This is a genomic window from Glaciimonas immobilis (assembly GCF_011947285.1).
GTDB lineage: Bacteria > Pseudomonadota > Gammaproteobacteria > Burkholderiales > Burkholderiaceae_D > Glaciimonas > Glaciimonas immobilis.
This window is the reverse complement of record NZ_JAAOZT010000001.1, coordinates 326,415-350,771: the sequence shown is the minus strand read 5'-3', so window position 1 is coordinate 350,771 and position 24,357 is coordinate 326,415. Positions and strand designations below refer to the sequence as shown.

Below are 24,357 nucleotides of genomic sequence, written 5' to 3'. Positions count from 1 at the left end.
AATGCGCAAACACTCTCTCATCGCGACAGCGGTCGCGCTCCTGGCGGCCGGTTGTTCATTGCAACCAACCTATCACCGCCCTGATGCGCCGGTCGCAACCTCTTTCCCTAGCGGCGGCGTGTACGACGCGCAACCGGACGGCACAAATGCGACCAGCGATGGTCGTAGCGCCAAGGGCCAGAACGCCGCCGATATAGGCTGGCGCAACTTCTTCTCCGATCCGCGCCTGCAAAGTATCGAAGAACTCGCGCTAAAAAACAATCGCGACCTGCGCGTATCAATGCTGAATGTAGAGGCCGCACAGGCGCGTTATCAGGTCACGCGCGCCGGACTATTTCCAGAGGTAGGTGCCAGCGCAACCAAAAACAGATCACGCACGCCACTCGATCTGTCCTCGTCCGGCAAGACGATCTCGACCACGTATTCGGTCGGGCTCAACGCATCGTGGGAAATCGACTTCTTCGGCAGAATCCGCAGCCTTAAGGATCAGGCGCTAGCGCAATATCTATCCACCGCCGAAGCGCGCAAAGCGGCACAAATGTCGCTATTGTCCGCAGTCGCAGCCCAATACCTGACCATGCTCGCTTATGACGATCAGTTAGCGGTCACCCGTAATACCTTGATCAATACCCAAGAGTCGTACCGAATCCGCAAATTGCAGTTCGACACCGGGACCGGATCGGAACTTGACTTACGTCAGTCCCAAGGCATTTTGGAGCAAGCATCCGCCGGTCTGCAATTGCAACTGCGGCTTCGGGCGCAAGCCGAAAACGCACTGGTTTTGTTAGTCGGACAACCGCTACCGGACGATCTTCCGGCGGGACTGCCGCTGGAGAGTCAGCAATTGCTGGCCAACATCCCCACCGGCCTTCCTTCCGACCTGCTGACACGGCGTCCCGACATCGCGGCGGCCGAACAAACCCTGATTGGGGCCAACGCCAACATCGGCGCGGCGCGGGCAGCGTTCTTCCCGTCTATTTCACTGACCGGCACACTTGGCACTTTGTCACCGTCATTGGGTGGATTGTTTAGCGCAGGATCGCGTGCGTGGTCATTCGCCCCGCAAATCTCGCTACCGATATTTAGCGGTGGCGCCAACACGGCTAACCTCGAACTGGCGCAAGTAGAAAAACGCATCGACATCGCCAATTATCAAAAGGTGATCCAGAGCGCATTCCGCGAAGTAGCCGATGGCCTCGCCGCGCGTGGCACCTACGACAGCCAGATCGCGTCGCTAGAACGCTATACGCAAACGCAAAACCGCCGACTAGAATTATCCGACTTGCGCTATCGCAATGGCGTGGACAACTATCTGAGCGTACTAACGGCACAAACCGATTTGTACAACGCGCAGTTGGTGCTAATTACTGCGCGCTTGCAACGGCTGACTAATCTGGTCGATTTGTATCAGTATCTGGGCGGCGGATGGATTGAGCATACGGGTGATCAGCCGCGTCCGGCCGATGCTACGGATGTCTCTGCTGATGCGATGGCGGTGCCTGGCAGATCTTCCAACGCAAAGTAAGTAACAGCCTGCAATGAAACTACCCGACCGATCTCATCGGTTCGGTATTAGTTATCTGATTCTTCCGGTATGGTTCTCTGTCCGGTGGGCCTGGCTTTAAGCCTAAAACAACCAAGGCCCTGTCCAATATCGTAGGCCGTTCGATAAGCAATAATCCATCTCCGTAATTTTAAGTTCTGCGCACCCTGCTTTCCACCCTCCTATCCGCATGTTCCGCCCCTGCCGATATTTTTCGACAGTAATACGTTCCGTAGGTAATCCCCCCACCAAAAGATAGCGTTTAAAAGTAGAATTTCCTCAAATGCAATTTAAGGATTTTTTACATGAAGACATTACGCTTTACCGATAGCCAGATCCTGCAGATTTTGAAACAGGCCGAAGCTGGCAGTCCTGCACCGGACCTGTGCCGCGAACATGGCATCAGCACTGCCACCTTCTATAAGTGGCGCTCCAAATTTGGCGGCATGGATGCGTCCCTGATGACGCGGATGAAGGAACTCGAAGATGAGAATCGGCGGCTAAAGAAGATGTACGCAGAGGAACGGTTGAAGGCAGATATCGTTACTGAGGCGCTAACAAAAAAGTGGTAGCGCCCTCCAAACGAAGAGAGATGGCGCAGTGGTCCGTTGTAAACAGATTGGTCACGATTCGCGTGGTATGTCAGGCCTTTGGCATCAGTGAGACCTGTTACCGTTATTGCGCCAAGCTATCCTCTGAGAACACCGTCATTGCCGACTGGCTGGTATGTTTGACGAGCAATCAGCGTAATTGGGGGTTCGGTTTGTGCTTTCTGTATCTACGCAACGTCAAAGGCTTCAAATGGAACCATAAGCGTGTCTACCGGATTTACCGGGCTCTGGAGCTGAATCTGCGCATCAAGCCGTGCCAGCGGATCGTGCGCGACGTGCCGCTGGCATTGGCAGTGCCCACCAAGATCAATGACATGTGGTCAATGGACTTCATGCATGACCAGCTCGCTGATGGACGCAGTATTCGGTTGTTTAACGTCATTGATGACTTCAACCGTGAAGGGTTATGTATTGAAGTCGATTTCTCGTTGCCTTCGGAACGGGTGATCCGGGCGCTTGATCAAGTCATCGAATGGCGCGGCAAGCCCAGGCCATCCGCTGTGATAACGGGCCGGAATATATCAGTGCCGTCACATCGGCGTGGGCCGCCAAGCGGGGCATCAGCATCGAGTTCATCCAGCCTGGCAATCCGCAGCAAAACGCGTATGTCGAACGTTATAACAGGACCGTACGCTATGACTGGCTGGCCCATCATTTGTTTGAATCGATTGATGAGGTACAAAATTTTGCTACCAGCTGGCTATGGACTTACAATCATGATCGGCCTCATATGGGCCTGGGCGGCATCACACCAAAACAGAAACTGGTACTGGCCGCTTAACCTCTACTTTTAGCGCATCTTAAAAATGGGGGGATTACCCTCCATCCCAGCTTCGGGAAATATCGAACGATTTGACATCGATAAATCTGGCACCTCCCTTTGCTGCTTTTCCCCATCGCTTCATCACAATCAATCGTTGCGACAATGCAACTAAAACATAGGCCCCATGTCATAGCAAATGCGTTAATCGCGCGGGGATCATTACCATGCCTAAGGAGCCCAATAATTTCTTGTGATATCTGGCTGCGCTGTCCCGTTCTGCACCGTTGCTCACTGCTACCAGTGCTCGTCCTGCAGCGCATCCGGCCAAGTTCGCCATCTATCACAATAAATTGTTAGGGACTACTTGGCTTCCAAAGCTGGTTTCGCAATCAAACTAAAAGTTGTTTCATAATAATTTGACACAGCAGCGCATCGGAAGCGGTAACCGGCAATCTAAGGTTATTCGCCCCTCAACAACGTGACATTACTCAGAGGCACATATCACATGAAAGTTAATCATCATTCAATGGCCGGAGACCTTTTGGTGCGTAGTATTAAAACTAGAATGGGCAACCAAAGTGGGGATAAGTTGAAAAGCCCCAATGATCCATGGGCAGCGTTACATGTCCGCCCATTCAGTCGGGACACCTTGGTTGTTGGCTGTGGCACTGCGATAAACTTATTCGAGGGGGAAGGACATTGGGGAAACCACATTGGCTGCGATACGCTTGATATTTCTCCTTTAGTAAAGCCTGATATATTGGGAAATATTGCGGCACCGCAAATTCCGCAAGAGTGTTGGAATCAATATAAAACTATCCTGCTGGAAGGGATACCACACGAACTTTATAATCAGAAGCAGGTGCTGAGAAATCTAGATTTACTACGTCAACATGATTCCGTGGTGATTTTCAAAGGATTAGCCCAAAACGCTGCCGAAGAGTTGAGCACTTTGGCTACAAACTTATATCAGGCCGGAGAGCTGAAACATAAGTGGTCAATGACTCAAGTTTTTGATATTTCTGAAATACCCGAGGGAATAATACGGGACACTGAATTCGCAAGAACTTTACAATGTGAACTGCGTGCCCAACTCGCATCAGATAATAGCTTCACCTACTTGACCCGAACTGAAGGCGATCCTGTTGCACTTGCCCCGGCGGGCGATAGGTAAGGCGGACGCCGACCCAGTTGCACAGTTGGTATTTTACTGACCGCATATCCGATAAGTTTATCGAGCAGATACAACACGGAACAATTAATAATACAATACTTGTAACTGGTCTATAAAGTTTTGGCCTTATTACTATTATCGGTCGACATTTAATTAACCATAGGAATCTGTTATTTTTTGTAAGTAAAAAAATAGTTATCCGAGACCGATCTAATGGCCGGGGTGATTTAATAAATGCTCTGGATACATAGAATGAAAACAACCAAGTAATGCATTTTTCAACACCTCAAAACATCCTATAACGTTGTATTACCTTAGGAGATGAAATGGAACTTATTTTTAAGAAAATAGGAAACTCGACTGGCTTGATTTTTCAAGCCTCTTTTTTTGCGGGAACATGATTTGCGAGACGGTCAAGCTGTAAGCATCAATGCCAAAAGCGGTGGTACGTTTATCCTGACTCCCAAAGCCACAAAAAAACGCTTCAAAGCATCCGAGTTGAATGCGCAATGCGATTTTGCAGCGCCAATGCCTGCTGACCTTTTAGAGTGGGACGCAGCGCCAAGAGTTGGTTCTGAGACTTTATGACCACACGTAACCGCGCAGTTAATCAAGGTGACATTGTTTTAATCACTCTTGATCCAACGCCAGTGACTGAAATGCAAGGTAGACGCCCCGTCTTGGTTCTTTCTAATTTAGAATTTAATCGGAGGTGGTCGTTGTTTGGTAGCGGCGATTACGCAAGGAGGTAACCTTGATCGCGTGTAAGGCTGGGCAGTGACGTTGATGGATTCTGGCACACAAACGCAAGGTGCGGTGATTTTAAGCCAATGCAGGATGGTGGATTTGGTCGAGCGCTCAGCCAAGCGAATCGAGACAGCGCCAATTTATATTATTCAAGAAGCCCTAGGGGAACTCCAGGCCGCGATTGATCTTGAAGAATAACAAGAAAATCTTCCGGCTGGAAAATTATCGGAACTCGGTCGAACTCGGTCTTTCGCGAACAACGCGGTTCGGCAAATGTTCATCCCCGAGGATTGCCAACCGGCTTTGCAAGTCCTCCATGCGTTTCATCAGTGCCAGTGCTTGATCATGGATATCCGGTGAGCTGATGTTCAGCAAATCGCTGATTTCGCACTTTAATAGCTTCGCTATTTGTTCAAGGCGTGCCAATGATGGTGAGATATGCCCGTTTCTAAACGGCTCATTGTTTTTTCAATTGCCATTTGCTCGAATAGTTGTGCATGAGTCAATCCCTTGGCCTTCCTGCGAATCGCAATAATCCCGCCAACTTCACGAGCCAAATGCTTTCCTGAACTAATTTCTTCGTGTTGCATGACACACCCTGTCTGAATCTTAAGATGAGCAGAAAACGTAAGGTTTAGCCAGCGCTCCGCCGTCCAGCGCACGAAGGCGTTTCCCGAAATTTCTTTTAAATCATTGACTTACGCGGCCCATTTACTAAAGATGTAAATTTGCATCTAAAAGGAAATTGTATGGCGGACTGGGGCTTTTATGGGAGAGAGGCACCACTATCCCTGCGTTTTCGAGCAGAAAAGGGAAATACCAAGGTATGAATTAACTAAATAACAGGAATACGGTAACTAGGAGACCACACTCCCAAAAAGCCAGCCATCACATTCCCGATCACACCTAACACCAGTCAATTCCCCAATCCCCACCAAAACCCGCGTAAAATGCGCATATCGCGGGTGTAGTTCAGTGGCAGAACGAGAGCTTCCCAAGCTCTAGACAAGGGTTCGATCCCCTTTACCCGCTCCAGATTACGATTGGCACCTGTCTTTGCGGTGCCGTTTTTTATTGGCGGATGGTATTGTTCTGGCCTGCTTTGCGGCCTTTTCGGTCAGAATGATGGAAGTTTCATCGTCCGCTCTTCATTATTTACCTTATTCCTCTCCGATCAGCATGTCAGAAAACCAACCCAGAAAACCTCTCTTTTATGATCCGACCGAGCGCCGGATTCGTAGTTTTGTCACGCGTGCGGGGCGGTTGTCGATTGCGCAAGGGCGGGCTATTGAGGAGTTGGGGCCGCGGTTTTGTGTGCCTTATGAAAAAGCGGTGCTTGATCTGGATAAAACGTTTGAGCGTTCTGCGCCAACGATTTTTGAGATTGGGTTTGGGATGGGCGAAACCAGCGCGAAGATTTCTGCTGGGATGCCTGAGAAGAATTTTATTGGAGTTGAAGTGCATACGCCGGGCGTTGGCAGCTTGTTGAAGCTGATCGGCGAATTATCGCTATCCAATCAACGCATCATTCAGCACGACGCGGTGGAAGTATTGACGCATATGATCGCGCCGAATTCTTTGGCTGGCGCGCATGTGTTCTTCCCTGATCCTTGGCACAAGGCACGACATAACAAACGTCGCTTGTTGCAAGGTCCGCTGGTGAGTTTGCTGGCGTCGCGGATTGCGCCGGGCGGGTATCTGCATTGCGCGACCGATTGGGAAGAATACGCGCAACAAATTCTTGAGGTGCTGAGTGCCGAGCCAACGCTTAAAAATACCGCTGAAGGCTATGCGCCACGGCCGGATTATCGGCCTGTGACCAAGTTTGAAAACCGCGGTATCAAGCTTGGGCATGGCGTGTGGGATGTGGTGTTCGTCAAAGTCTAGAACAATCTGGGTCTACAGAAGTGTGAATGCTGCTGGCCCTTTTTTGCTCTCGCCGCTGTTCTCGTTATCGCCCCCCTCTTCGCCATTGCGACTGCCAAAGGTGATAAATTAAACCTATCAACCGTGTGCGTGATGCTCGGACTCAACCGACAACCTTAGTCCAACCGTCTTAAGAACCGCGAGAAGCGTTTTCAGAGTTGGGTTTCCTTTAGGCGACAAAGCGCGATACAACGACTCGCGGCTTATACCGGCTTCTGTGAAACTAGGGCAAGTCCGCCATAGGCTTCAGCCACTGTACGAAGTGCTAATAATCCAGCGGCACGGTCATCGGGATTATCCAGCGATGCCATTGCTGCTTTTAAATATTCCACTGTCAATTCGCGATCAGCGCTCAGTTCAGGGATTTCTCGTTCGTGGTGTGAAATGACCCCTTTTAATTTAGTCATACCTGCCTCCGTTTCCATTCTACCCAACGCATTTTAGCCTGCCTGATATCCATGGACTGCGAGCTTTTGTCGCCTCCACAAAGCAGGATCACAATCGATTTTCCATGCTGTCCAAAGTAAGCGCGGTATCCAGCACCTACATGAACGCGTAATTCAGAAACTCCTTCGCCAACTGGTTCGCAGTCTTGAGCAGCGCGGCTGTGGTGTAGACTGCTGCTGCGGCGGCGGCCTCAGTCACTGCGCACGCCTTTTTTGGTGGGCCGCTACCGTGTCGGTCATCAAGCCACCCATGTCGCGCATCAGTTGGGCTTCGACGCTCAGGTGTCGGATAATTTCCCCTATGGCGGAAACGGTGCTGCCGTTCACCGTTGATTCTGCATTGAGCGCGGCAATAGACAGGACCTCGCCAATCGCTTCCAGTCCGCGGAAAATAACCTCTTGCGCGTTGTCTGCGTGCCTGGCGATGGCTTCTGCTTCCAGTGCTTGCTCGTCGGTGATTGGTGCATGGGGTGAAACATCGTCATCGATAGCTTTGAGCAGAAAGCCAATCTCATACGGTGCGTGGTCAATCCTGCGAAAATGGGGATTAGCTTTTGGTATGACTGGCCCATGCTGTGGTGTGAGGGGCTTGGTCATCCGGCACCGCCGATTAATGCAGACGGGTCGACGGAAACATCCGTCGCAAGTTCAGGGCAATACCTCAGGGCATTCTTCTGACCATCAGAAGGGACCGTTTCAAACATGGGCAGCAATGCTGTCAAGGCATTGGATTGACGCGTGAGACGTGGGTTTATTTGTAAACGGCCGAGGGAAGGCAAAACGTTAGGCATTGTGTTTTCTTTGTGTGCGGTTAAACCGCTCCCACTGTCAAATGGGGTGGGCGGCAAATAACAGGGTTGACAGACTGGTACACAAAAAAAAACCAGCAAGCCCGAAGGCTTCCCTGCCACCGCCGCCCATTAAGGGCGCACGAAGGCAGACGCACATGGAAAACGGCATTGAGCCGTTTGTGCGCTTTTGTGTTTTCAGGCTGTCAAACCCATTCCCCTTTTTTTCAGGGACAAGCAAACGATAGCGGACATTTTCCCAGAGCGCAAACTTTTTTGGAAGAATGGGGCGTAGTGGGCGATGGAAGCGAAGCCGAAGCCTGTAACGCTTTGATTGGATGGGTTAACAGCGCTTTATAGGTGAACACGCCCTAGCTAAGTTTCATGCATTTTTTGCTGCCATTGCTATCATATGGGAGTCTGAAGAAACGCCGCACGCATCACCTGTCTACATTAACGGACAGAATTCCTGCTCTTTCCATCGCGCCATTCGGTACAATCTGGTCATGCTTTCAGAATTTGATCTTATCTCTCGTTATTTCACCCGTGCGCCACGCGCTGACGGCCCGATTGCGCTGGGCGTTGGGGACGATTGTGCGTTGCTGATACCGACCGCTGGCATGCAGTTGGCGGTGTCGTCCGACATGCTGGTTGCCGGTCGGCATTTCTTTGCTGACGTGGATCCTTACACGCTGGGACATAAATCGCTGGCAGTGAATCTGTCCGATCTGGCGGCGATGGGCGCGCGACCGTTGGGATTTACGCTGGCGCTTGCGTTGCCGGAGGCGCGAGCGGAATGGTTGGCACCGTTTGCTGAGGGTTTGCTGGCGCTGGCCGATGCGTACGATTGCGAATTGATCGGCGGCGATACGACTAAAGGACCGCTGAATATCTGCATCACGATCTTTGGCGAAACGTTGCCGGGGCAAGCGCTGCGACGTGACGCGGCGCAGGTTGATGACGATATCTGGGTCTCTGGCACGCTGGGCGATGCGCGCTTGGCGTTGGCTGGATATCGCCGTGAATTTGCCGATCAACTGGTCTTGAGCGGTGAGGATCACGCCCGTGCTGCAACGCGTATGCATCAGCCGACACCGCGTGTAGCGCTGGGGTTGGCATTGCGCGGGATTGCGCACGCGGCGATTGACATCTCTGACGGCCTGGTCGGTGACTTGGGGCACATTTTAGAGCGCTCTGGCGTTGGTGCAACGTTGTCGGTGGATTGCTTGCCATTAGGGCCCGTTTTGATGCATCAGCCGCAGACGTTGCAACGCCAGTTTGCGCTGGCTGGCGGCGATGATTATGAATTATGTTTTACCGCGCCCGCGAGTAAGCGCGAGGCGGTTCTGGCGGCGGGGCGCGTGTGCGACACTGCAGTGACCCGCATCGGTTATATTGTCGACTTGCCGGGGCTGCATCTGGTGGATGCCAACGACGCAGCGCTTAACTTACCACTGACTTCTTTTGATCACTTCAGCACAACATGACTTTATCCCCGACATGATCCCGACACCTGCATCAATGGCTGCGCCAAATCAGCCTGATAATAATTCGCTTAATGGCCCAGATACTAGACCCGCTATTGATACCGTCATTGATACCGCTATTAAACCTGATAGCGCTGCTAGCGCTATCGCTAGCCCTGTTGCTAGCCCTGCCAGCCCCGACAAGCGCCCGCGAAAAGTAAAAGCCACCGCCGGTTTCATGCTGTCACATCCGGCGCATTTTATCGCACAGGGTTTTGGTAGCGGGTTGTCGCCGATCATGCCGGGCACCTTCGGCACGTTGTTTGGTTGGTTCAGTTTTGTGATTTTGTCGACGCGCTGGCCGCAATATTTTTCGCCACTAAATTGGCTGGTGATTATTGCTGCGGGTTTCATCGTAGGGATTTGGACGTGCCAGCGCACGGGCCGCAATCTTGGGGTTGCCGATCACGGCAGTATGGTCTGGGACGAGATCATTGCATTTTGGCTAGTGCTGGTGGTGATCACCCCGGCACCGTTTTGGACCCAATTCTGGGCGTTTATTGTGTTTCGCTTTTTTGACATGGTCAAACCGCCGCCGATTGCTTATTTTGATCGTCATTTCAAGGGTGGGTTCGGCGTCATGTGGGATGACATTCTGGCAGCGTTTTATACGCTATTGGTTTTTGCGTTATGGCGTGTTTATTAGGCGCGTGATAAAACTTTGGTCGACATTTGATTTGCTACATCGATTGCATCTGACCGCTACAAGTGGCAGTATGTATCGATTGATCTGACAAAAAACCAGGAGCATACAATGGATACCAACGTCGAAAATGATCAACTAGTTGACCTCGCGACACAAGTCGGTCGGGCGTTACAATCCAAGGGCTTGCTACTCGCAACCGCTGAATCCTGTACTGGCGGCGGCGTCTCGCAAGCTATCACTGACATTGCTGGATCATCCGAATGGTTTGATTGTGGTTTCGTCACCTATTCCAACGCATCCAAGACAGAACTACTCGATATCTCGGAAGCGTTATTAGCCCAGCACGGCGCGGTGAGCGAAGAAATCGCTGCCGCCATGGCCGAAAGCGCGCTTGCCAATAGTGGCGCACATGTTGCACTTTCCACAACTGGGATTGCCGGTCCCGGCGGTGCGGTGCCGGGCAAACCCGTTGGCACCATCTGCTTTGGCTGGGCCCAAGGCCATCAGACATATACCGAACGTCTGGTTTTTCATGGAAATCGACGGGCCATACGCGAACAGACTATCGCCCATTCGCTTCAAGGTTTGTTGCGTTTTTTGAAATAATTCTAACCGGAAACGTCTAAACCACAGCCCCGACCCGGAAACGATTAATCGCGTCACGCGTCTCTAACGCAACACGACGGGCCGCGGCGGCAAAATCTTCTCCCGCTGCCTCGTCTGGTTTGGCATACAGAATCGCACGGGATGAGTTGATCATCATGCCGGTGCCGTTTGCTGTTTTACCGGCATTCACGGTCGCCTGAATATCACCGCCCTGCGCGCCGATTCCCGGCACCAGCAGCGGCATATCGCCAATAATATTCCGGACTTGCGCCAGTTCTTCAGGGAAGGTGGCCCCGACTACCAGCGCGCATTGTCCGTTGGTGTTCCATTTATCGGCGACTAGACGGGCAACGTGCTGATAGAGCGGCTTACCCTCTACTGTCAGAAATTGCAGGTCGGACCCACCGGGATTGGAGGTGCGGCACAAAATGATGGCGCCGCGGTTTTTCCATTCCAGATAGGGAGCAACTGAATCCCATCCCATGTAGGGACTCATCGTCACGGCGTCGGCGCCGTAGCGCTCAAAGGCTTCACGGGCGTATTGCTCTGCGGTCGCGCCGATATCGCCGCGCTTGGCGTCGAGTACGATAGGAATAGTAGGATGTGCGTTGCGAATATAATCGCAAATCGCCTCGAGCTGGTCTTCGGCCCGTAACGCCGAAAAATAGGCAATTTGTGGCTTAAACGCGCACGCCGTGTCAGCGGTTGCGTCGATAATTGCCTTGCAGAAGGTAAAAATTGCTGCGGGCTGGTTACGCAAATGCGGTGGAAATTTGGTAATGTCGGGGTCAAGGCCCACGCACAATAGCGAATTATTGGTGGCCCACGCGGCGGATAATTTATTAATGAAAGACACGGTATAGCCTTAATAGTACGAATGTCGCCATTGTAACTTGTTGCTTCCGCTGCAGGCAGCAACGCAGATAATAGTCAGACTATTATTTACGAACGACGACGAAGCCCCTTTTGAGACTAATATTGTATTTGCGCAGAATGGCAGCATTTATCACGTAGTGATTGCAAAAAAATGAGTGCCTGTCACTGTCGCATCGCGACGGGGATTGAGGGAAAATTGATGGGCAACGGGAATGCCAGCGCTTAGAGCAGCAAGATTTTCCGAGTACAGGCGAGTACGTGGCAATGAGATACAACACCGTCAGCGATTTACTTCAGTTGCAAGCAGGAAACTCTTGAGCCGAGAACAATAGTTTGCTAACGTGTAGCATAGGCTCGGTGGCTTGTTCCTTGGTCGTACGGCTGATTAATTAGCTTCCTTTTTGCACATCTATTAAAACAGGGATTGAACATGCATAAAACCGTTAAATGGCTGGCGATTATGGTTGTTGCCACAATGCTCAGCGCGTGTGGTTATAACGACTTTCAAACCAAAGATGAGGCGGTCAAAGCGGCCTGGGGCGAAGTCGTCAACCAGTATCAGGGACGTGCCGATCTGGTGCCTAAAATTGCGCAGATCGTAAAGGCCTATGCAACGCATGAAGAGGCAACATTTGAGGCCGTCACTAAAGCACGTTCGGCGGCAACCAGCTTCCAGATTACACCCGAAGTTCTTAATGATCCCGCCGCTCTGGCAAAGTTTGAGCAGGTGCAGGGACAATTATCGTCGGCGTTATCGCGGTTGATGGCGGTCTCGGAAAACTACCCGCAGCTTAAGGCGGACGGTCTTTATCGGGATGCCCAGTCACAGCTGGAAGGCGTAGAAAACCGCATCAAGGTGGCGCGTAACCGGTACATCGTGACAGTGCAGGACTTTAACGTGCTGGCACGTAGCTTTCCTACCAACCTGACCGCTAAAGCAATGGGCTATGCAGTCAAACCGTCGTTCACCGTGGATAATGAAAAAGCCATTTCCACGTCGCCCGATGTCGATTTTGGTGGGAAAAAGTAATGTTAATCCTGGCGATGCCCGTCCGCAATCGTGTCCTTCTGGCGTGCGCAGCGCTGGGAGCACAGAAAGCGGCGTTGCTGCGCCTGGGCTTTACGCTATGGCTGGCACTTTTTGCATTGATGGCAGCGCCAGCGAGGGCGCAGGATAAGCAAGTCGCCGTGCCGCCTTTACAAGCGCATGTGACCGATCAGATCGACATGTTGCGGCCTGAACAGCGCAGCACATTGGAGTCGATACTGCGTGATTATGAGGCCCGTACAGGAAGCCAAATTGCGGTATTACTGATGAGCACTACCGCGCCTGAAGCCATTGAAGACTACAGTATCCGCGTCGCCGACGCCTGGAAGTTGGGCCGCAAGGGTGTCGATGATGGCGTCATTTTAATTGTCGCCAAGGATAATCCCAAAGGCTTACGGCGCTTACGGATTGAATCAGGACGCGGCGTCCAGGGCGTGCTGACCGATGCGCAGTCCAAACGGGTGCTGCAGGACGTGATTGCGCCGTACTTTCAAAAAGAAGATTTTTATGGCGGTTTAACCGCTGGCGTGACTGCATTAACCACGATATTAGACCAACAAACGTTACCGCCCGCTGCCGGTCAACAGCGGCAAGCACAAGGTCAAGGTCAAGGTCAATCATCAGCGGGGTCCGGCATATTTGGTGCACTGGTGCCATTGTTAGTGATCGCGCTTTTCGGATTCGTCAGCGTGATGTCGCGCAGGCGCGGAGGGCCGGGGTCCGGCAATTCGCTCAATAGCAATGTTTGGGGTAGTGCTGCAGGCGTCGTTATCGGTAGCATGCTCAGTCAGGGCGGACGTGGTGGTGGCTTCGGCGGTGGAGGCGGTGGAGGCGGTGGAGGCTTCGGCGGCGGTGGCGGTGGCTTTGATGGCGGCGGCGCGTCTGGGAACTGGTAATGAAAAAACTACTTAAGCGGCTGTTCCGGCATCTGTTCACCACCCGTCATACCGCGCGACAAGCTTTTCCCGCATCAACCCTGAAAGCCATCCAGGACAAAATCGCCGAAGGTGAACGCGCGCATCGCGCAGAGGCCCGAATGATCGTCGAGTCATCGCTCAGCCTCGAAGCGGTGCTCACCCACGTCACCTCGCGTCAACGTGCGCAGGAGCTTTTTGCGCATTACCGGGTGTGGGATACGGAGGAGAATATCGGCGTTCTGCTCTACGTCAACCTTGCTGATCATCAGGTCGAGATCATCACGGACCGCGCCGTTGGTCGGGCGATTTCTGCGGCAGAATGGCAAGCGGTATGCCACACCATGACACGTGAGTTTGCCAATGGCACTTTTCACGACAGCACACTTGCAGCACTCGATAAACTGAACGGTTTGCTCACCGAACATTTTCCGGACAAAGATGGTAAGCGTAATGAGTTAACTGATCGCCCGCTGATGCTTTGAGCTTCTCCGGGATGGTGAACGCTTACTCAAGTACGCATGGCATTGCTAAAGACTTAAAACGGCAGACGGTTATACGGTGACGCAATCACCTTAACCGCCTCACCTGGATGAGGCTTCCGTAGAATATCGCCAAGCGTTGCGTTGGCGACTAGACCCGCAGCGCCCTCAACCGTTCTCATAAACCCATCGCAGCAAGGCATCCTGCGCCGCCTGCCCTCGCGATGCGTTGCCATTATTAATAAAACACACCACCACGTAATACTTACCTGACGCCGCCAGCACGTATCCGGCGATCGCCCGCACATCGTTGAGTGTGCCGGTTTTGATATGCGCCTGACCTGCAACGCCCTCCCCCTTCAGGCGTTTACGCATCGTGCCGTCAAACCCCACCAATGGCATCGACGAAATAAACTCCGGCATCGTGGGCGACTGGTATGCGGACGCCAGAATGCGGCCCATCGTGCGAGCGGAGATACGTTCATTACGCGATAAACCCGCACCATTTTCGATAATCAGATCATTGGCCTCTATGCCCTTGCTGGCCAACCAGCTTTGCACAGCGCGCGCGCCGCGTTCCGGTGTTGCAGGCAATTTGAGGATATCAGACGCAATCGTCAACAAGACCTGACGCGCCATCACGTTGTTACTATATTTGTTGATATCGCGGATCACCTCGGGCAAGGTGACAGAATCCCACTCAGCGATAAACCGCGTACCCACCGGTGTGACGCCGGGCTTGACGGTGCCGCTGAGGGTGCCGCCAAGGTCCGTCCACATTTGTCTGAACATGGCGCTAAAGTAAGCGGTGGAACTCATCGTGTAGGGATTCACGTACCAGGATTTTTCACCGCAGGATGCTGGTAAGGTGCCGTTAAAACTCGCACCGTGGCTGTCGAACGAAGCGAGCAGTTTGCCTTGCCAGTCGCCGCACGCGCCCTTGCCCAATTTTGGTGGAATGACCTGATAACCAGCCATCGGGGGATCAAGCACGACGCGAACCAGACCGGTTGTGTCATCCGGTGCAAACATAAAGGTCAGCGTTTTGTAATTTAGCAGCAACGCGTCCGGCCCCACGTTATACGGCTTTAAAGGATCGCCATCAAAAAGTGCGGGGTCATAAACACTATCATCAAAGATGCTTCGGTCCAGCACCACATTGCCGCGAATATCGCGAATGCCTTTAGCACGAATCTGTCGCAAGAAAAGCCAAAAGTTCTCTAAGACCAGCTTAGGGTCGCCACTCCCTTTAAAAATTAAATCGCCTTGCAAAGTACTGCCAATTTGTTGCCCGTCGGTGTAAGCCCCGGTTTTCCAGCTAAATGTCGGGCCCAATAATTCCAGCGCGGCATCGGTGGTGACCAACTTCATCGTGGAGGCCGGATTGAAAGGTGTCGCAACGTTATTTGTCGCGATCACCTTGCCGCCAAAGGCAGCCTCTTGCACGTAGATGCCAACATTTTGCGGCGGAATGCCGGCGGCTTGTAGCGCGGCATTGACCGTCGGCGGCAATGGCGGGAATCCAGCTTCCTGAGCATAACCAAGAGGATTAAATGAGAGTAGGACAAACGACAAAAACAATGCGCCAACGGGCATAAACCGTATTTTTTTGAACATGGAGGCAGGGAAGAGAAGGAAGATCGTGCGTAATTATCCCATGCTATCCGTTGAACCACCACGCGCTCAATGCGGCATAAAAATCAGTTGCCGCAAAGCGCGGAGTTCGGAATCAATAAAAAATGTACTACCGGCGAAGTGCTGACATGGTCAACTAAATCACCACCTTCAAACCATAGTCCCGATTAATTCCAGCAAGAGGAGTGCAAAAAGCGCACCGACCGCTAAGCCAACCGTACACAATCCGCCATGGGCGACTTTTGATCGTACCGGTACCTCGGCAAACAGGACCATTCCGAAAAGTGCCATTGGTACAAAGAAAAGAACGTTAGCAATAAGAAAGTTTTGCATGGTCATCTCCGTCTCTTGTTTATGCTTTAATTATAGTTTGCCACGGGCAATTAGCAAGACGCGGTGCACCATTACGCCCGCTGCGGCGCGCGTTTAAGCTGGCGAAACAAGCGCTTTATCGGTGGCTGCAGGAAGCAAATGAAGCGCATAAAATCTCACCGCAAATTTTAGTCAAAAACAACATTCAAGACATCTATTTCGGCTTAATTACGGTACTTATGTTGGGCTGCACAATTTTTTTCTTGACCCCGCTTTGCTGCAGGATTAACATCCGAATGTTTTCATTTTATGGAGTCCCATTCATGGGCACTTGTTCGAGTGACAGTTGTTGCCAGCCCCGTTCTGGCATCGTCTCGGCAAGATAACGCAGGATTCCCCTGCCGTCATCTCGCCGCTGGCGAAATGATGGTATCCCAACGATCAAGCGCGCAATCTACGTGCTTGGATCTTAGATTTCCACTACCGATAAAATATTTCCACCGATTGCGGCTGCGTCGGTCATCAACATTGACTGAGCAGCATTTACTAAGCGTTTGTGCGTCAACGGCTAAACCGCTAACCCGTGCGCTTTGGTTAAATAAGCGTTGCAGAACGTCGGCTTCGTTTTTTGTTGTCATGTCTTTGCCGCTTATGATCGTACCCTGACCGCAGGGTCGTGCCTGAATAAGCGCAGGCACTTACGCAAAAACAATGTGGAAATGTTGATTCAAGGCTACTATCGTGAGGTGGTTTTAACGTTCAGAGCAGACGTTCAAAATCAGCTTGGGTAGTCGCTAAAAGGGTAGCTAAGTGGTAGCCAAGAGCTAACTGCCATGCGGGGCTTTGTCATCAAAACGTCATCGATTAGCTTTACAATTTGCAGCCGTGCAGGATAAGGACTTGTCCTTGTTGTCAAGGTCTGTCGTCAATATCAATGAAGGTCCGTACTGATCTGGAAGTAATTCCAGCCGTCCTATAAAGGCAATCCCTAAACTTTCAGCTATTGCTGACCGTGCAGCATTGGACCAAAAGCTATCGTCGACACTGACCGTAGCCGACCCAGTCCATTATCGGCCAGCGACTACGGAGACGTTAGTGATGACCTTGCATATGCCCGATTAGTCGGGTGGACGAGTCAACACGGCCAAAATAGAAAAAAGAATAACATTATGAATCTGAATCTTTTGAAAGACTCCTTCGTCAGGTTTGTCCATGCACACGGGATGGACCGGCATTTCCGTCGTTTTGGTGGCGACATGTTTAGCAGTACACCGACGCCAAATGAAGTGCCGCCGACCCTTGCTCAGCACTTACTTAAAGCTGCGCGATCCGAACTTCCTGCGTTGCTGGAGCAATTGCATAGCCGGGCCGATGGCCTGACCGACCCCGAAGCCGATGCGATTCGGCTCGTCGTTGGCCCAAATGAAGTTGAGCATGAAAAGCCACTACCGTGGTGGGCGCATTTGTGGCAGTGCTACAAGAATCCGTTTAACCTGCTGTTGACCGTATTGGCCGCCGTGTCCTTTGCAACCGAGGACATCAAAGCCACCGTCGTCATCGGCACGATGGTGGTGCTATCGACGCTGATGCGCTTTGTGCAGGAGTCGCGCTCCAATAGCGCGGCCGATAAGCTTAAGGAAATGGTCAGCAATACCGCCACCGTGCTGCGTCACGATCTGGCATCTGATATTGCCGATGAAGCGCTGCGCTACTTTGACGTCACGCTGCATCCTAAGGGCGCACGCAGGATCGAACTGGCGATCAAAAAACTGGTTCCGGGCGATATCGTCCAATTATCTGCTGGCGACATGATCCCCGCCGATTTGCGTCTGCTGACCGCCAAGGATTTGTTTATCAGCCAAGCGGCGATGACTGGCGAATCACTACCAGTAGAAAAATTTGTCCAGCATCGCGGTGCCGCGACTAACAATCCGCTGGAGCTGGACAATCTGTGTTTCATGGGCACCAACGTTATCAGTGGATCGGCAACCGCCATTGTCGTCACTACCGGCAACCAAACTTATTTTGGCGCCCTGGCCGAACGCGTGACCGCTACCGACCGCACCCCCACCGCGTTTCAGTTAGGTGTTAATAAAGTCAGCTGGTTATTGATACGCTTTATGATGGTGATGTCGCCTGTCGTTTTCTTTCTGAATGGCTTCACCAAAGGCGATTGGGTCGAGGCGTTTCTGTTTGCCTTGTCAGTAGCCGTTGGCCTGACCCCAGAAATGCTGCCGATGATTGTGACGTCAACACTAGCCAAGGGTGCAGTGGCACTGTCGCGCAAGAAGGTGATCGTTAAACGTCTTGATGCGATTCAAAATTTTGGGGCGATGGACGTGTTGTGTACTGACAAGACCGGCACGCTGACACAAGACAGAATTTTTTTGGAGCGTCATACCGATATTCTGGGCAAGCCAGACGACCTGGTGCTGGAATACGCGTACCTCAACAGTCATTATCAGACCGGCCTTAAAAATCTGCTGGATGTGGCGGTGCTGGAGCACGCCGAATTACAACGCGAAATGGCGTTGGCTTCTGCGTACCGCAAGGTAGATGAAATCCCGTTCGACTTTCAGCGTCGCCGCATGTCGGTAGTCGTCAGCGAACGTGAAGACCATCACGAGTTGATTTGCAAAGGCGCGGTCGAAGAAATCGTCTCAATCTGCACGCACGCACGCCATAACGGCACGGTGGTGCCGCTTTCTGCTGAATTGCTGAAAGAGATTCAGGAGACCACCGCCAGCCTCAATGCCGAAGGACTACGCGTGGTCGCGGTCGCGGCCAAGGACTTGCCGCCGACCAAAGAAATCTATAGCGTGGCAGACGAGTCGGAGCTGGTGCTGATCGGTTATATCGCGTTCCTCGACCCGCCAAAAGAATCTACCAAACCGGCCCTGGACGCACTAAAAAAGCATGGCGTCACGGTCAAGATTCTGACGGGCGACAATCAGTTAGTGACCGCTAAAATTTGCCGTCAGGTTGGCCTGACTGTCGATGGCATGTTGCTAGGCTCTGATGTCGAAGACATGAGCGATGCCGACCTGGCTATTGCCGTCGAAAAAACTACGGTATTTGCCAAACTTAGTCCAGACCATAAAGAACGTATCGTGCGCAGACTGCATGACAACGGCCACGTGGTCGGCTTCATGGGCGACGGTATCAACGATGCACCAGCGTTACGCGCGGCTGACATTGGTATTTCAGTGGATACCGCAGTTGATATCGCAAAAGAAGCCGCAGATATCATTTTGCTGGAAAAGAGCCTCATGGTGCTCGAAGAAGGCGTGCTGGAAGGTCGTAAGACGTTCGCTAACATGCTGAAGTACATCAAAATGACCGCCAGCTCAAACTTTGGCAATGTATTTTCGGTGCTGGTCGCTAGTGCGTTCCTGCCGTTCCTGCCGATGCTACCGCTGCATTTGTTAGTGCAAAACTTGCTTTACGATATTTCACAAATTACGATTCCATTCGATAACGTCGATAAGGAATTTCTAGAGAAACCGCAACGCTGGGATCCGAAAGAAATCGGTCGCTTCATGATCTTTTTCGGTCCGATTAGTTCGATTTTCGACATCGCGACATTTGCATTGTTATGGTACATATTTGGCGCCAATACAACCGAACATCAAACCTTGTTTCAGTCGGGTTGGTTTATCGAGGGCTTACTGTCACAAACCTTGATCGTGCACATGATCCGGACCCGCAAGATACCGTTCTTCCAAAGCCGTGCTTCATGGGCGCTGATCGGTATGACATTGATCATTATGGCAATCGGGATATTGCTACCTATGTCACCGTTAGCGCACTACTTTAAGTTGCAAGGGCTGCCTTTGAGTTACTTCCCTTGGTTGTTGCTGATTTTGGGTGCGTATGCGGTGTTGACGCAAATGATGAAAGGTTGGTACGCCAAACGCTACGGGTGGCAATAGGACTTGCGCACAAACGCTCCAGCAGCGTTGTGCTTTCCTTGCCACCTTACGCGGCCCGGTACTCACATACTGTCTCCGTCGGCCCGCCTTGCTGGGACGGCTTTGCGTAAGTCCCAGCAGATTATTGGGAGGCCGCCTCTGATTTCGAAATACGATTGTGAGATACTGATCGAAACACGATAAAAAACGGAGAGCACAAGCTCTCCGTTTTTGTTTGTGCTTAATAGTTACCCTTCAAAATCACGAAATCAAACCCGCCGCAATATTGATCGACAATCCCAAAATCGCGGAGTTAAACAAGAACGTCAGGATCGATTGCATTAAGACCGTCTTGCGCATGCCACGCGTCATCACGCTGACGTCGGAGGTCTGGACTGCAACGGCCAATGTGAACGAAAAATACAGGAAGTCCCAATAATCGGGATTTTCTTCACCTTCTGGAAAGCGTAAAGGCGCGGGGCCAGTGCCGTGGCTGTAGAAAAGGCGCGCATAATGAAGCGTGAAAATCGTACCTACCAGAAACCACGATCCCAGCACGGTCAGACCGGTAAATAAATAGCGCACTTCTTTAGGTCCGGGCAAAAAGTTTTTTGCCTGCGACAAACCAAACACTACCGCACCAATGCTGGCAGTCGCAGCGATACAAATCAGCACCAGAATGATGGTGTCGTTTTCATCCTCAAGCGCGGCCCGGTGTTTGACTTGTCTTGCGCTAGCTGTTGCCATCATCCACCAGATTGCCACCAAATATGTCCACACGCCTGCGTTCCAACTAATTAAAACGCGTGTAATGAATGAACCGCTTGACAGCAACATCCACACAGCGCCGCCAAAAAGCACCGCCAGCATCAGACGCGGGTGAGTGTGAAAAACCAGATTACGGATACGCATTCTTTAAGACCCTAAAGTTAAAATGGCAAGCGAGGTCGCATGATTGTAAAGTTGGCAACCTGTGTCATCGTTATGAAACATGCCTTCGGTAAACTTAAACTCCTTTAACTTCGCATAAAAGAGGATGCCGAAATGCAGCTTGAATTGTAGCGGCTTTGGTCGTTAGCAAGCACAACGCCGCGCAACTGGCGAAAAAACACAACGCTCCGAGGCAATTAAGGACTCATACAAAAGCGTCCCAGCAAAGCGCGCCGTCGGAAACAGAAAGGACGCAATGCCGCACGGAGCAATTAAGGACGCACACAAAAGCCTCCCAGCAAGGCGTGCCGTCGGAAAACAGAAAGGACACAATGCCCCACGGAGCAATTAAAGACTTACACAAAAGCCTCCCAGCAAGGCGTGCCGTCGGAAAACAGAAAGGACACAATGCCCCACGGAGCAATTAAAGACTTACACAAAAGTGTCCCAGCAAGGCGTGCCGTCGGAAACAGAAAGGACGCAATGCCGCACGGAGCAATTAAGGACGCACACAAAAGCCTCCCAGCAAGGCGTGCCGTCGGAAAACAGAAAGGACACAATGCCCCACGGAGCAATTAAGGACGCACACAAAAGCCTCCCAGCAAGGCGTGCCGTCGGAAACAGAAAGGACGCAATGCCGCACGGAGCAATTAAGGACGCACACAAAAGCCTCCCAGCAAGGCGTGCCGTCGGAAAACAGAAAGGACACAATGCCCCACGGAGCGATTAAGGACTTACACAAAAGTGTCCCAGCAAGGCGTGCCGACGCAGACAGCACGCGAGTGCGGCAAGGAAAGCACAACGCCGCTGGGGCGCTTTTGTGTAAGTCCTTAACATCTGCTCTTGAAAAATTGGAAGACCGCCCCTATACTTAGCACTCGTTAGGTGAGAGTGCTAACAATCTCCCTGACCTAGTCACTTTTTCTGTGCGGCACATCGTAAAAGCCAAACTAAATGGTGCAGTCTTGTTGCTGCGATGTTGCTGCAAAACTTATAACTTGTTGAATTTGAAGGAGTTACACATGAATCTTCGTCCTTTGCATGACCGCCTCGTCGTTGAGCGTCTGGATATCGAAACAAAAACTGCATCTGGTATCGTTCTGCCAGAAGCCGCAGCTGAAAAGCCGGATCAAGGTAAAGTGCTGGCTATCGGTAACGGCAAGATTCTGGAAGACGGCAAAGTTCGCCCGATGGCAGTCCAAGTTGGTGAGCGCGTTTTGTTCGGCAAATATGCAGGTCAAGTTGTTAAGGTCGATGGCAAGGAACTGCTGATTTTGCGCGAAGAAGACATTTTCGCTATTGTCGAAGGTAAGTAATTCATTGTTCAGATTGACCGAAGCCTATCGCTAGTGAGGTCTCAGACCTCCTGGCCGCTTCGGTCTCTATGCTCTACATTCAACCGTATTCAGGAGAATAAACATGGCAGCAAAGCAAGTAATTTTCGGTGATGATGCACGTGCTAAGATTGTTAATGGCGTCAACATTCTAGCCAACGCAGTTAAAGTCACTCTGGGTCCTAAAGGCCGTAACGTTGTTCTGGAGCGTAGCTTTGGTGCCCCTACCGTTACTAAAGACGGCGTTTCAGTTGCTAAAGAAATCGAACTGAAAGACAAGCTGGAAAACATGGGCGCGCAACTGGTTAAAGAAGTTGCTTCCAAGACTTCAGACAACGCTGGTGACGGTACTACTACCGCAACCGTGTTGGCACAAGCAATCGTGCGCGAAGGTTTTAAGTATGTTGCAGCCGGTTTCAACCCAACTGACCTGAAGCGCGGTATCGACAAAGCTGTTGTCGCCATCGTTGCTGAAATCAAAGCATTGGCCAAGCCTACAACTACTAGCAAAGAAATCGCACAAGTTGGTTCGATCTCTGCTAACTCCGACACCGACATTGGTGAAATCATTGCCAAGGCAATGGACAAAGTCGGTAAAGAAGGCGTTATCACTGTTGAAGATGGTAAGTCACTAGAAAACGAACTGGACATCGTCGAAGGTATGCAATTCGACCGTGGCTATTTGTCACCATATTTCATCAACAACCAAGAAAAACAAGTTGTTGCGCTGGAACAGCCTTACGTTCTGTTGTTCGACAAAAAAATCTCCAACATCCGTGACCTTCTTCCGGTATTGGAACAAGTCGCTAAGTCGGGCCGTCCACTGCTGATCATCGCAGAAGACGTCGAAGGCGAAGCACTGGCAACTCTGGTCGTCAACAACATCCGCGGTATCCTGAAAACTGCTGCTGTTAAAGCACCAGGCTTTGGCGATCGTCGTAAAGCAATGCTGGAAGACATCGCTATCCTGACCGGTGGTCAAGTGATTGCTGAAGAAGTCGGCCTGACACTGGAAAAAGTAACATTGGCAGAACTAGGCCAGGCTGCTCGTATCGAAATCAGCAAAGAAAACACTATCATTATCGATGGCGCCGGCGAAGCAATCTCGATCGAAGGCCGCGTTAAACAAATCCGCGCTCAAATCGAAGAAGCAAGCTCTGACTATGACCGTGAAAAGTTGCAAGAACGTGTAGCCAAATTGGCTGGCGGCGTTGCACTGATCAAAGTCGGCGCAGCTACTGAAGTCGAAATGAAAGAAAAGAAAGCACGCGTTGAAGATGCATTGCACGCTACTCGCGCTGCAGTCGAAGAAGGCGTTGTTCCTGGCGGCGGCGTGGCTTTCTTGCGCGCACGTGCTAACGTTAAAGATCTGAAAGGCGACAACGCCGATCAAGATGCTGGTATCAAAATCGTGCTGCGCGCGGTTGAAGAGCCATTGCGTCAAATCGTATTTAACGCAGGCGACGAGCCATCGGTTGTCATCAATCAAGTGTTGGCCGGTACCGGTAACTACGGTTACAACGCTGCTAACGGTACTTACGGTGACCTGGTCGAGCTGGGTGTTCTTGATCCAGCAAAAGTAACCCGTTCAGCTCTGCAAAACGCTGCTTCAGTTGCTGGTCTGATCCTGACTACTGACGCCATGATCGCTGAATTGCCAGATGATAAAGCTGGTAGCGGTATGGGCGGCGGCATGGGTGGTGGTATGGGCGGCATGGGTGGCATGGACGGCATGATGTAATGTGAGATTGATCGCTGAGAACCTACTGCGCGACGTAATCTTGCAGTCTGCGATGCTCGCCGTACCTGCGTACGGCTGCGCTTCTCGACTACAACCTTACGCCGCTCGCTAAGGTTCTCAGCGATCACACAGAGTGGCTGGCATCTTCTTTGCTTTGTTTTATTGTGGAGGGATGTTTGGTTGCTTCGGATAAAAGCCTGCATTTTTGCGGGCTTTTTTTTATGCTCTGCCAGTACCGATCAGCCGCGATAGGGAGGTTCGGCTGCGCTTCTCAGCGATCACATAGAGTGACCAGTGCATCTTCTTTGCTTTGTTTTATTGTTGAGAGATGTTTGAATACTTCGAATAAAGCCTGTTTTTTTTCGGGCTTTTTTTATGCTCGGCTGGTGCCGATTTGG

20 protein-coding genes, 1 tRNA gene and 3 pseudogenes are annotated in these 24,357 nt (G+C 51.5%); 16 read left to right on the top strand and 8 right to left on the bottom strand.

The window, feature by feature from the left end:
- Position 1 precedes the first annotated feature (1 nt).
- The 5 genes and pseudogenes from HAV38_RS01560 to HAV38_RS21750 all read left to right on the top strand — a co-directional run bounded on the left by HAV38_RS01560 (position 2) and on the right by HAV38_RS21750 (position 5,036).
- The gene (locus HAV38_RS01560) at positions 2-1,525 is read left to right on the top strand and encodes an efflux transporter outer membrane subunit (RefSeq protein ID WP_168051721.1); all 1,524 of its coding nucleotides are present in this window, start codon (positions 2-4) and stop codon (positions 1,523-1,525) included.
- Between the two features lie 323 nt (positions 1,526-1,848).
- Positions 1,849-2,935: pseudogene (locus tag HAV38_RS01555) on the top strand (IS3 family transposase).
- Positions 2,936-3,422: 487 nt separating this feature from the next.
- Complete coding sequence (locus HAV38_RS01550; protein WP_168051719.1) at positions 3,423-4,091, top strand: hypothetical protein; 669 nt, start codon at positions 3,423-3,425, stop codon at positions 4,089-4,091.
- A gap of 584 nt (positions 4,092-4,675) precedes the next feature.
- Complete coding sequence (locus HAV38_RS22160) at positions 4,676-4,843, top strand: type II toxin-antitoxin system PemK/MazF family toxin (RefSeq protein WP_311734858.1); 168 nt, start codon at positions 4,676-4,678, stop codon at positions 4,841-4,843.
- Positions 4,844-4,868: 25 nt separating this feature from the next.
- Positions 4,869-5,036 (top strand): hypothetical protein, encoded by a 168-nt coding sequence (locus HAV38_RS21750; protein ID WP_245182131.1) that lies wholly within the window; start codon positions 4,869-4,871, stop codon positions 5,034-5,036.
- Positions 5,037-5,242: 206 nt separating this feature from the next.
- Here the strand turns inward: HAV38_RS21750 and HAV38_RS01540 are convergent, their stop codons facing one another.
- Entirely contained in the window at positions 5,243-5,428 is a 186-nt protein-coding gene (locus tag HAV38_RS01540) for a hypothetical protein (RefSeq protein WP_168051717.1), read from the bottom strand.
- 371 nt (positions 5,429-5,799) lie between these two features.
- Between HAV38_RS01540 and HAV38_RS01535 the strand changes: the two genes are divergently transcribed.
- Positions 5,800-5,873: transfer RNA gene (locus tag HAV38_RS01535), tRNA-Gly, on the top strand.
- A 144-nt stretch (positions 5,874-6,017) separates the two neighbouring features.
- Positions 6,018-6,725 carry a tRNA (guanosine(46)-N7)-methyltransferase TrmB gene (gene trmB, locus HAV38_RS01530; protein ID WP_168051715.1) on the top strand — a complete coding sequence of 236 codons (708 nt, stop codon included), beginning with the start codon at positions 6,018-6,020 and terminating at the stop codon, positions 6,723-6,725.
- 117 nt (positions 6,726-6,842) lie between these two features.
- On the opposite strand, the pseudogene HAV38_RS01525 reads toward trmB, so the two are convergent.
- From HAV38_RS01525 to HAV38_RS01515, 3 genes and pseudogenes are all read right to left on the bottom strand, one after another.
- Positions 6,843-7,171: pseudogene (locus HAV38_RS01525) on the bottom strand (addiction module antidote protein).
- Positions 7,168-7,356: pseudogene (locus tag HAV38_RS01520) on the bottom strand (type II toxin-antitoxin system RelE/ParE family toxin); the annotation flags it as partial. The pseudogenes HAV38_RS01525 and HAV38_RS01520, both read right to left, overlap by 4 nt.
- Positions 7,357-7,405: 49 nt before the next feature.
- Complete coding sequence (locus HAV38_RS01515) at positions 7,406-7,807, bottom strand: hypothetical protein (protein ID WP_168051713.1); 402 nt, start codon at positions 7,805-7,807, stop codon at positions 7,406-7,408.
- A gap of 697 nt (positions 7,808-8,504) precedes the next feature.
- Between HAV38_RS01515 and thiL the strand changes: the two genes are divergently transcribed.
- The 3 genes from thiL (at position 8,505) to HAV38_RS01500 (ending at position 10,776) form a co-directional block, all read left to right on the top strand.
- On the top strand, positions 8,505-9,485 hold the full coding sequence (gene thiL, locus HAV38_RS01510) for a thiamine-phosphate kinase (protein ID WP_168051711.1): 981 nt from the start codon (positions 8,505-8,507) through the stop codon (positions 9,483-9,485).
- Between the two features lie 34 nt (positions 9,486-9,519).
- Complete coding sequence (locus HAV38_RS01505) at positions 9,520-10,170, top strand: phosphatidylglycerophosphatase A family protein (RefSeq protein ID WP_168052014.1); 651 nt, start codon at positions 9,520-9,522, stop codon at positions 10,168-10,170.
- A gap of 108 nt (positions 10,171-10,278) precedes the next feature.
- On the top strand, positions 10,279-10,776 hold the full coding sequence (locus HAV38_RS01500; protein WP_168051709.1) for a CinA family protein: 498 nt from the start codon (positions 10,279-10,281) through the stop codon (positions 10,774-10,776).
- A gap of 16 nt (positions 10,777-10,792) precedes the next feature.
- Here HAV38_RS01500 and pyrF read toward each other — a convergent pair whose 3' ends face one another.
- Entirely contained in the window at positions 10,793-11,632 is an 840-nt protein-coding gene (pyrF, locus tag HAV38_RS01495) for an orotidine-5'-phosphate decarboxylase (protein ID WP_168051707.1), read from the bottom strand.
- 450 nt (positions 11,633-12,082) lie between these two features.
- Between pyrF and HAV38_RS01490 the strand changes: the two genes are divergently transcribed.
- The 3 genes from HAV38_RS01490 to HAV38_RS01480 all read left to right on the top strand — a co-directional run bounded on the left by HAV38_RS01490 (position 12,083) and on the right by HAV38_RS01480 (position 14,099).
- Positions 12,083-12,682 (top strand): LemA family protein, encoded by a 600-nt coding sequence (locus HAV38_RS01490; RefSeq protein ID WP_168051705.1) that lies wholly within the window; start codon positions 12,083-12,085, stop codon positions 12,680-12,682.
- 119 nt (positions 12,683-12,801) lie between these two features.
- Positions 12,802-13,596 (top strand): TPM domain-containing protein, encoded by a 795-nt coding sequence (locus HAV38_RS01485; protein ID WP_168052012.1) that lies wholly within the window; start codon positions 12,802-12,804, stop codon positions 13,594-13,596.
- Complete coding sequence (locus HAV38_RS01480) at positions 13,596-14,099, top strand: TPM domain-containing protein (RefSeq protein ID WP_168051703.1); 504 nt, start codon at positions 13,596-13,598, stop codon at positions 14,097-14,099. Before HAV38_RS01485 ends, HAV38_RS01480 begins: the two co-directional genes overlap by 1 nt.
- A gap of 165 nt (positions 14,100-14,264) precedes the next feature.
- On the opposite strand, the gene dacB is transcribed toward HAV38_RS01480, so the two are convergent.
- Together dacB and HAV38_RS01470 are read right to left on the bottom strand one after the other, a co-directional pair.
- Entirely contained in the window at positions 14,265-15,713 is a 1,449-nt protein-coding gene (dacB, locus tag HAV38_RS01475) for a D-alanyl-D-alanine carboxypeptidase/D-alanyl-D-alanine endopeptidase (RefSeq protein WP_245182130.1), read from the bottom strand.
- 168 nt (positions 15,714-15,881) lie between these two features.
- The gene (locus HAV38_RS01470) at positions 15,882-16,064 is read right to left on the bottom strand and encodes a hypothetical protein (protein ID WP_168051699.1); all 183 of its coding nucleotides are present in this window, start codon (positions 16,062-16,064) and stop codon (positions 15,882-15,884) included.
- Between the two features lie 1,148 nt (positions 16,065-17,212).
- On the opposite strand from HAV38_RS01470, the gene mgtA reads away from it, so the two are divergent.
- Positions 17,213-19,975 (top strand): magnesium-translocating P-type ATPase, encoded by a 2,763-nt coding sequence (mgtA, locus tag HAV38_RS01460; protein WP_168051695.1) that lies wholly within the window; start codon positions 17,213-17,215, stop codon positions 19,973-19,975.
- A 240-nt stretch (positions 19,976-20,215) separates the two neighbouring features.
- Here mgtA and HAV38_RS01455 read toward each other — a convergent pair whose 3' ends face one another.
- Positions 20,216-20,866: a DUF1345 domain-containing protein gene (locus HAV38_RS01455; protein WP_168051693.1), complete on the bottom strand. Its 651-nt coding sequence runs from the start codon at positions 20,864-20,866 to the stop codon at positions 20,216-20,218.
- A 1,040-nt stretch (positions 20,867-21,906) separates the two neighbouring features.
- On the opposite strand from HAV38_RS01455, the gene HAV38_RS01450 reads away from it, so the two are divergent.
- Positions 21,907-22,200, top strand: coding sequence for a co-chaperone GroES (locus tag HAV38_RS01450; RefSeq protein WP_168051691.1), 294 nt, complete (start codon positions 21,907-21,909; stop codon positions 22,198-22,200).
- Positions 22,201-22,303: 103 nt separating this feature from the next.
- A complete protein-coding gene (gene groL, locus HAV38_RS01445) occupies positions 22,304-23,959 on the top strand; it encodes a chaperonin GroEL (protein ID WP_168051689.1) in 1,656 nt (551 codons plus the stop codon).
- Positions 23,960-24,357: the final 398 nt, after the last annotated feature.

What these genes read in the sequence shown, in the direction of transcription:
- HAV38_RS01560 (WP_168051721.1), top strand. Translation starts at nt 2, where the DNA reads ATGCGCAAACACTCTCTCATCGCGACAGCGGTCGCGCTCCTGGCGGCC.
- HAV38_RS01550 (WP_168051719.1), top strand. Translation starts at nt 3,423, where the DNA reads ATGAAAGTTAATCATCATTCAATGGCCGGAGACCTTTTGGTGCGTAGT.
- HAV38_RS22160 (WP_311734858.1), top strand. Translation starts at nt 4,676, where the DNA reads ATGACCACACGTAACCGCGCAGTTAATCAAGGTGACATTGTTTTAATC.
- HAV38_RS01540 (WP_168051717.1), bottom strand. Translation starts at nt 5,428, where the DNA reads ATGCAACACGAAGAAATTAGTTCAGGAAAGCATTTGGCTCGTGAAGTT.
- trmB (WP_168051715.1), top strand. Translation starts at nt 6,018, where the DNA reads ATGTCAGAAAACCAACCCAGAAAACCTCTCTTTTATGATCCGACCGAG.
- HAV38_RS01515 (WP_168051713.1), bottom strand. Translation starts at nt 7,807, where the DNA reads ATGACCAAGCCCCTCACACCACAGCATGGGCCAGTCATACCAAAAGCT.
- thiL (WP_168051711.1), top strand. Translation starts at nt 8,505, where the DNA reads ATGCTTTCAGAATTTGATCTTATCTCTCGTTATTTCACCCGTGCGCCA.
- HAV38_RS01505 (WP_168052014.1), top strand. Translation starts at nt 9,520, where the DNA reads ATGGCTGCGCCAAATCAGCCTGATAATAATTCGCTTAATGGCCCAGAT.
- HAV38_RS01500 (WP_168051709.1), top strand. Translation starts at nt 10,279, where the DNA reads ATGGATACCAACGTCGAAAATGATCAACTAGTTGACCTCGCGACACAA.
- HAV38_RS01490 (WP_168051705.1), top strand. Translation starts at nt 12,083, where the DNA reads ATGCATAAAACCGTTAAATGGCTGGCGATTATGGTTGTTGCCACAATG.
- HAV38_RS01485 (WP_168052012.1), top strand. Translation starts at nt 12,802, where the DNA reads ATGGCAGCGCCAGCGAGGGCGCAGGATAAGCAAGTCGCCGTGCCGCCT.
- HAV38_RS01480 (WP_168051703.1), top strand. Translation starts at nt 13,596, where the DNA reads ATGAAAAAACTACTTAAGCGGCTGTTCCGGCATCTGTTCACCACCCGT.
- dacB (WP_245182130.1), bottom strand. Translation starts at nt 15,713, where the DNA reads ATGTTCAAAAAAATACGGTTTATGCCCGTTGGCGCATTGTTTTTGTCG.
- HAV38_RS01470 (WP_168051699.1), bottom strand. Translation starts at nt 16,064, where the DNA reads ATGCAAAACTTTCTTATTGCTAACGTTCTTTTCTTTGTACCAATGGCA.
- mgtA (WP_168051695.1), top strand. Translation starts at nt 17,213, where the DNA reads ATGAATCTGAATCTTTTGAAAGACTCCTTCGTCAGGTTTGTCCATGCA.
- HAV38_RS01455 (WP_168051693.1), bottom strand. Translation starts at nt 20,866, where the DNA reads ATGCGTATCCGTAATCTGGTTTTTCACACTCACCCGCGTCTGATGCTG.
- HAV38_RS01450 (WP_168051691.1), top strand. Translation starts at nt 21,907, where the DNA reads ATGAATCTTCGTCCTTTGCATGACCGCCTCGTCGTTGAGCGTCTGGAT.
- groL (WP_168051689.1), top strand. Translation starts at nt 22,304, where the DNA reads ATGGCAGCAAAGCAAGTAATTTTCGGTGATGATGCACGTGCTAAGATT.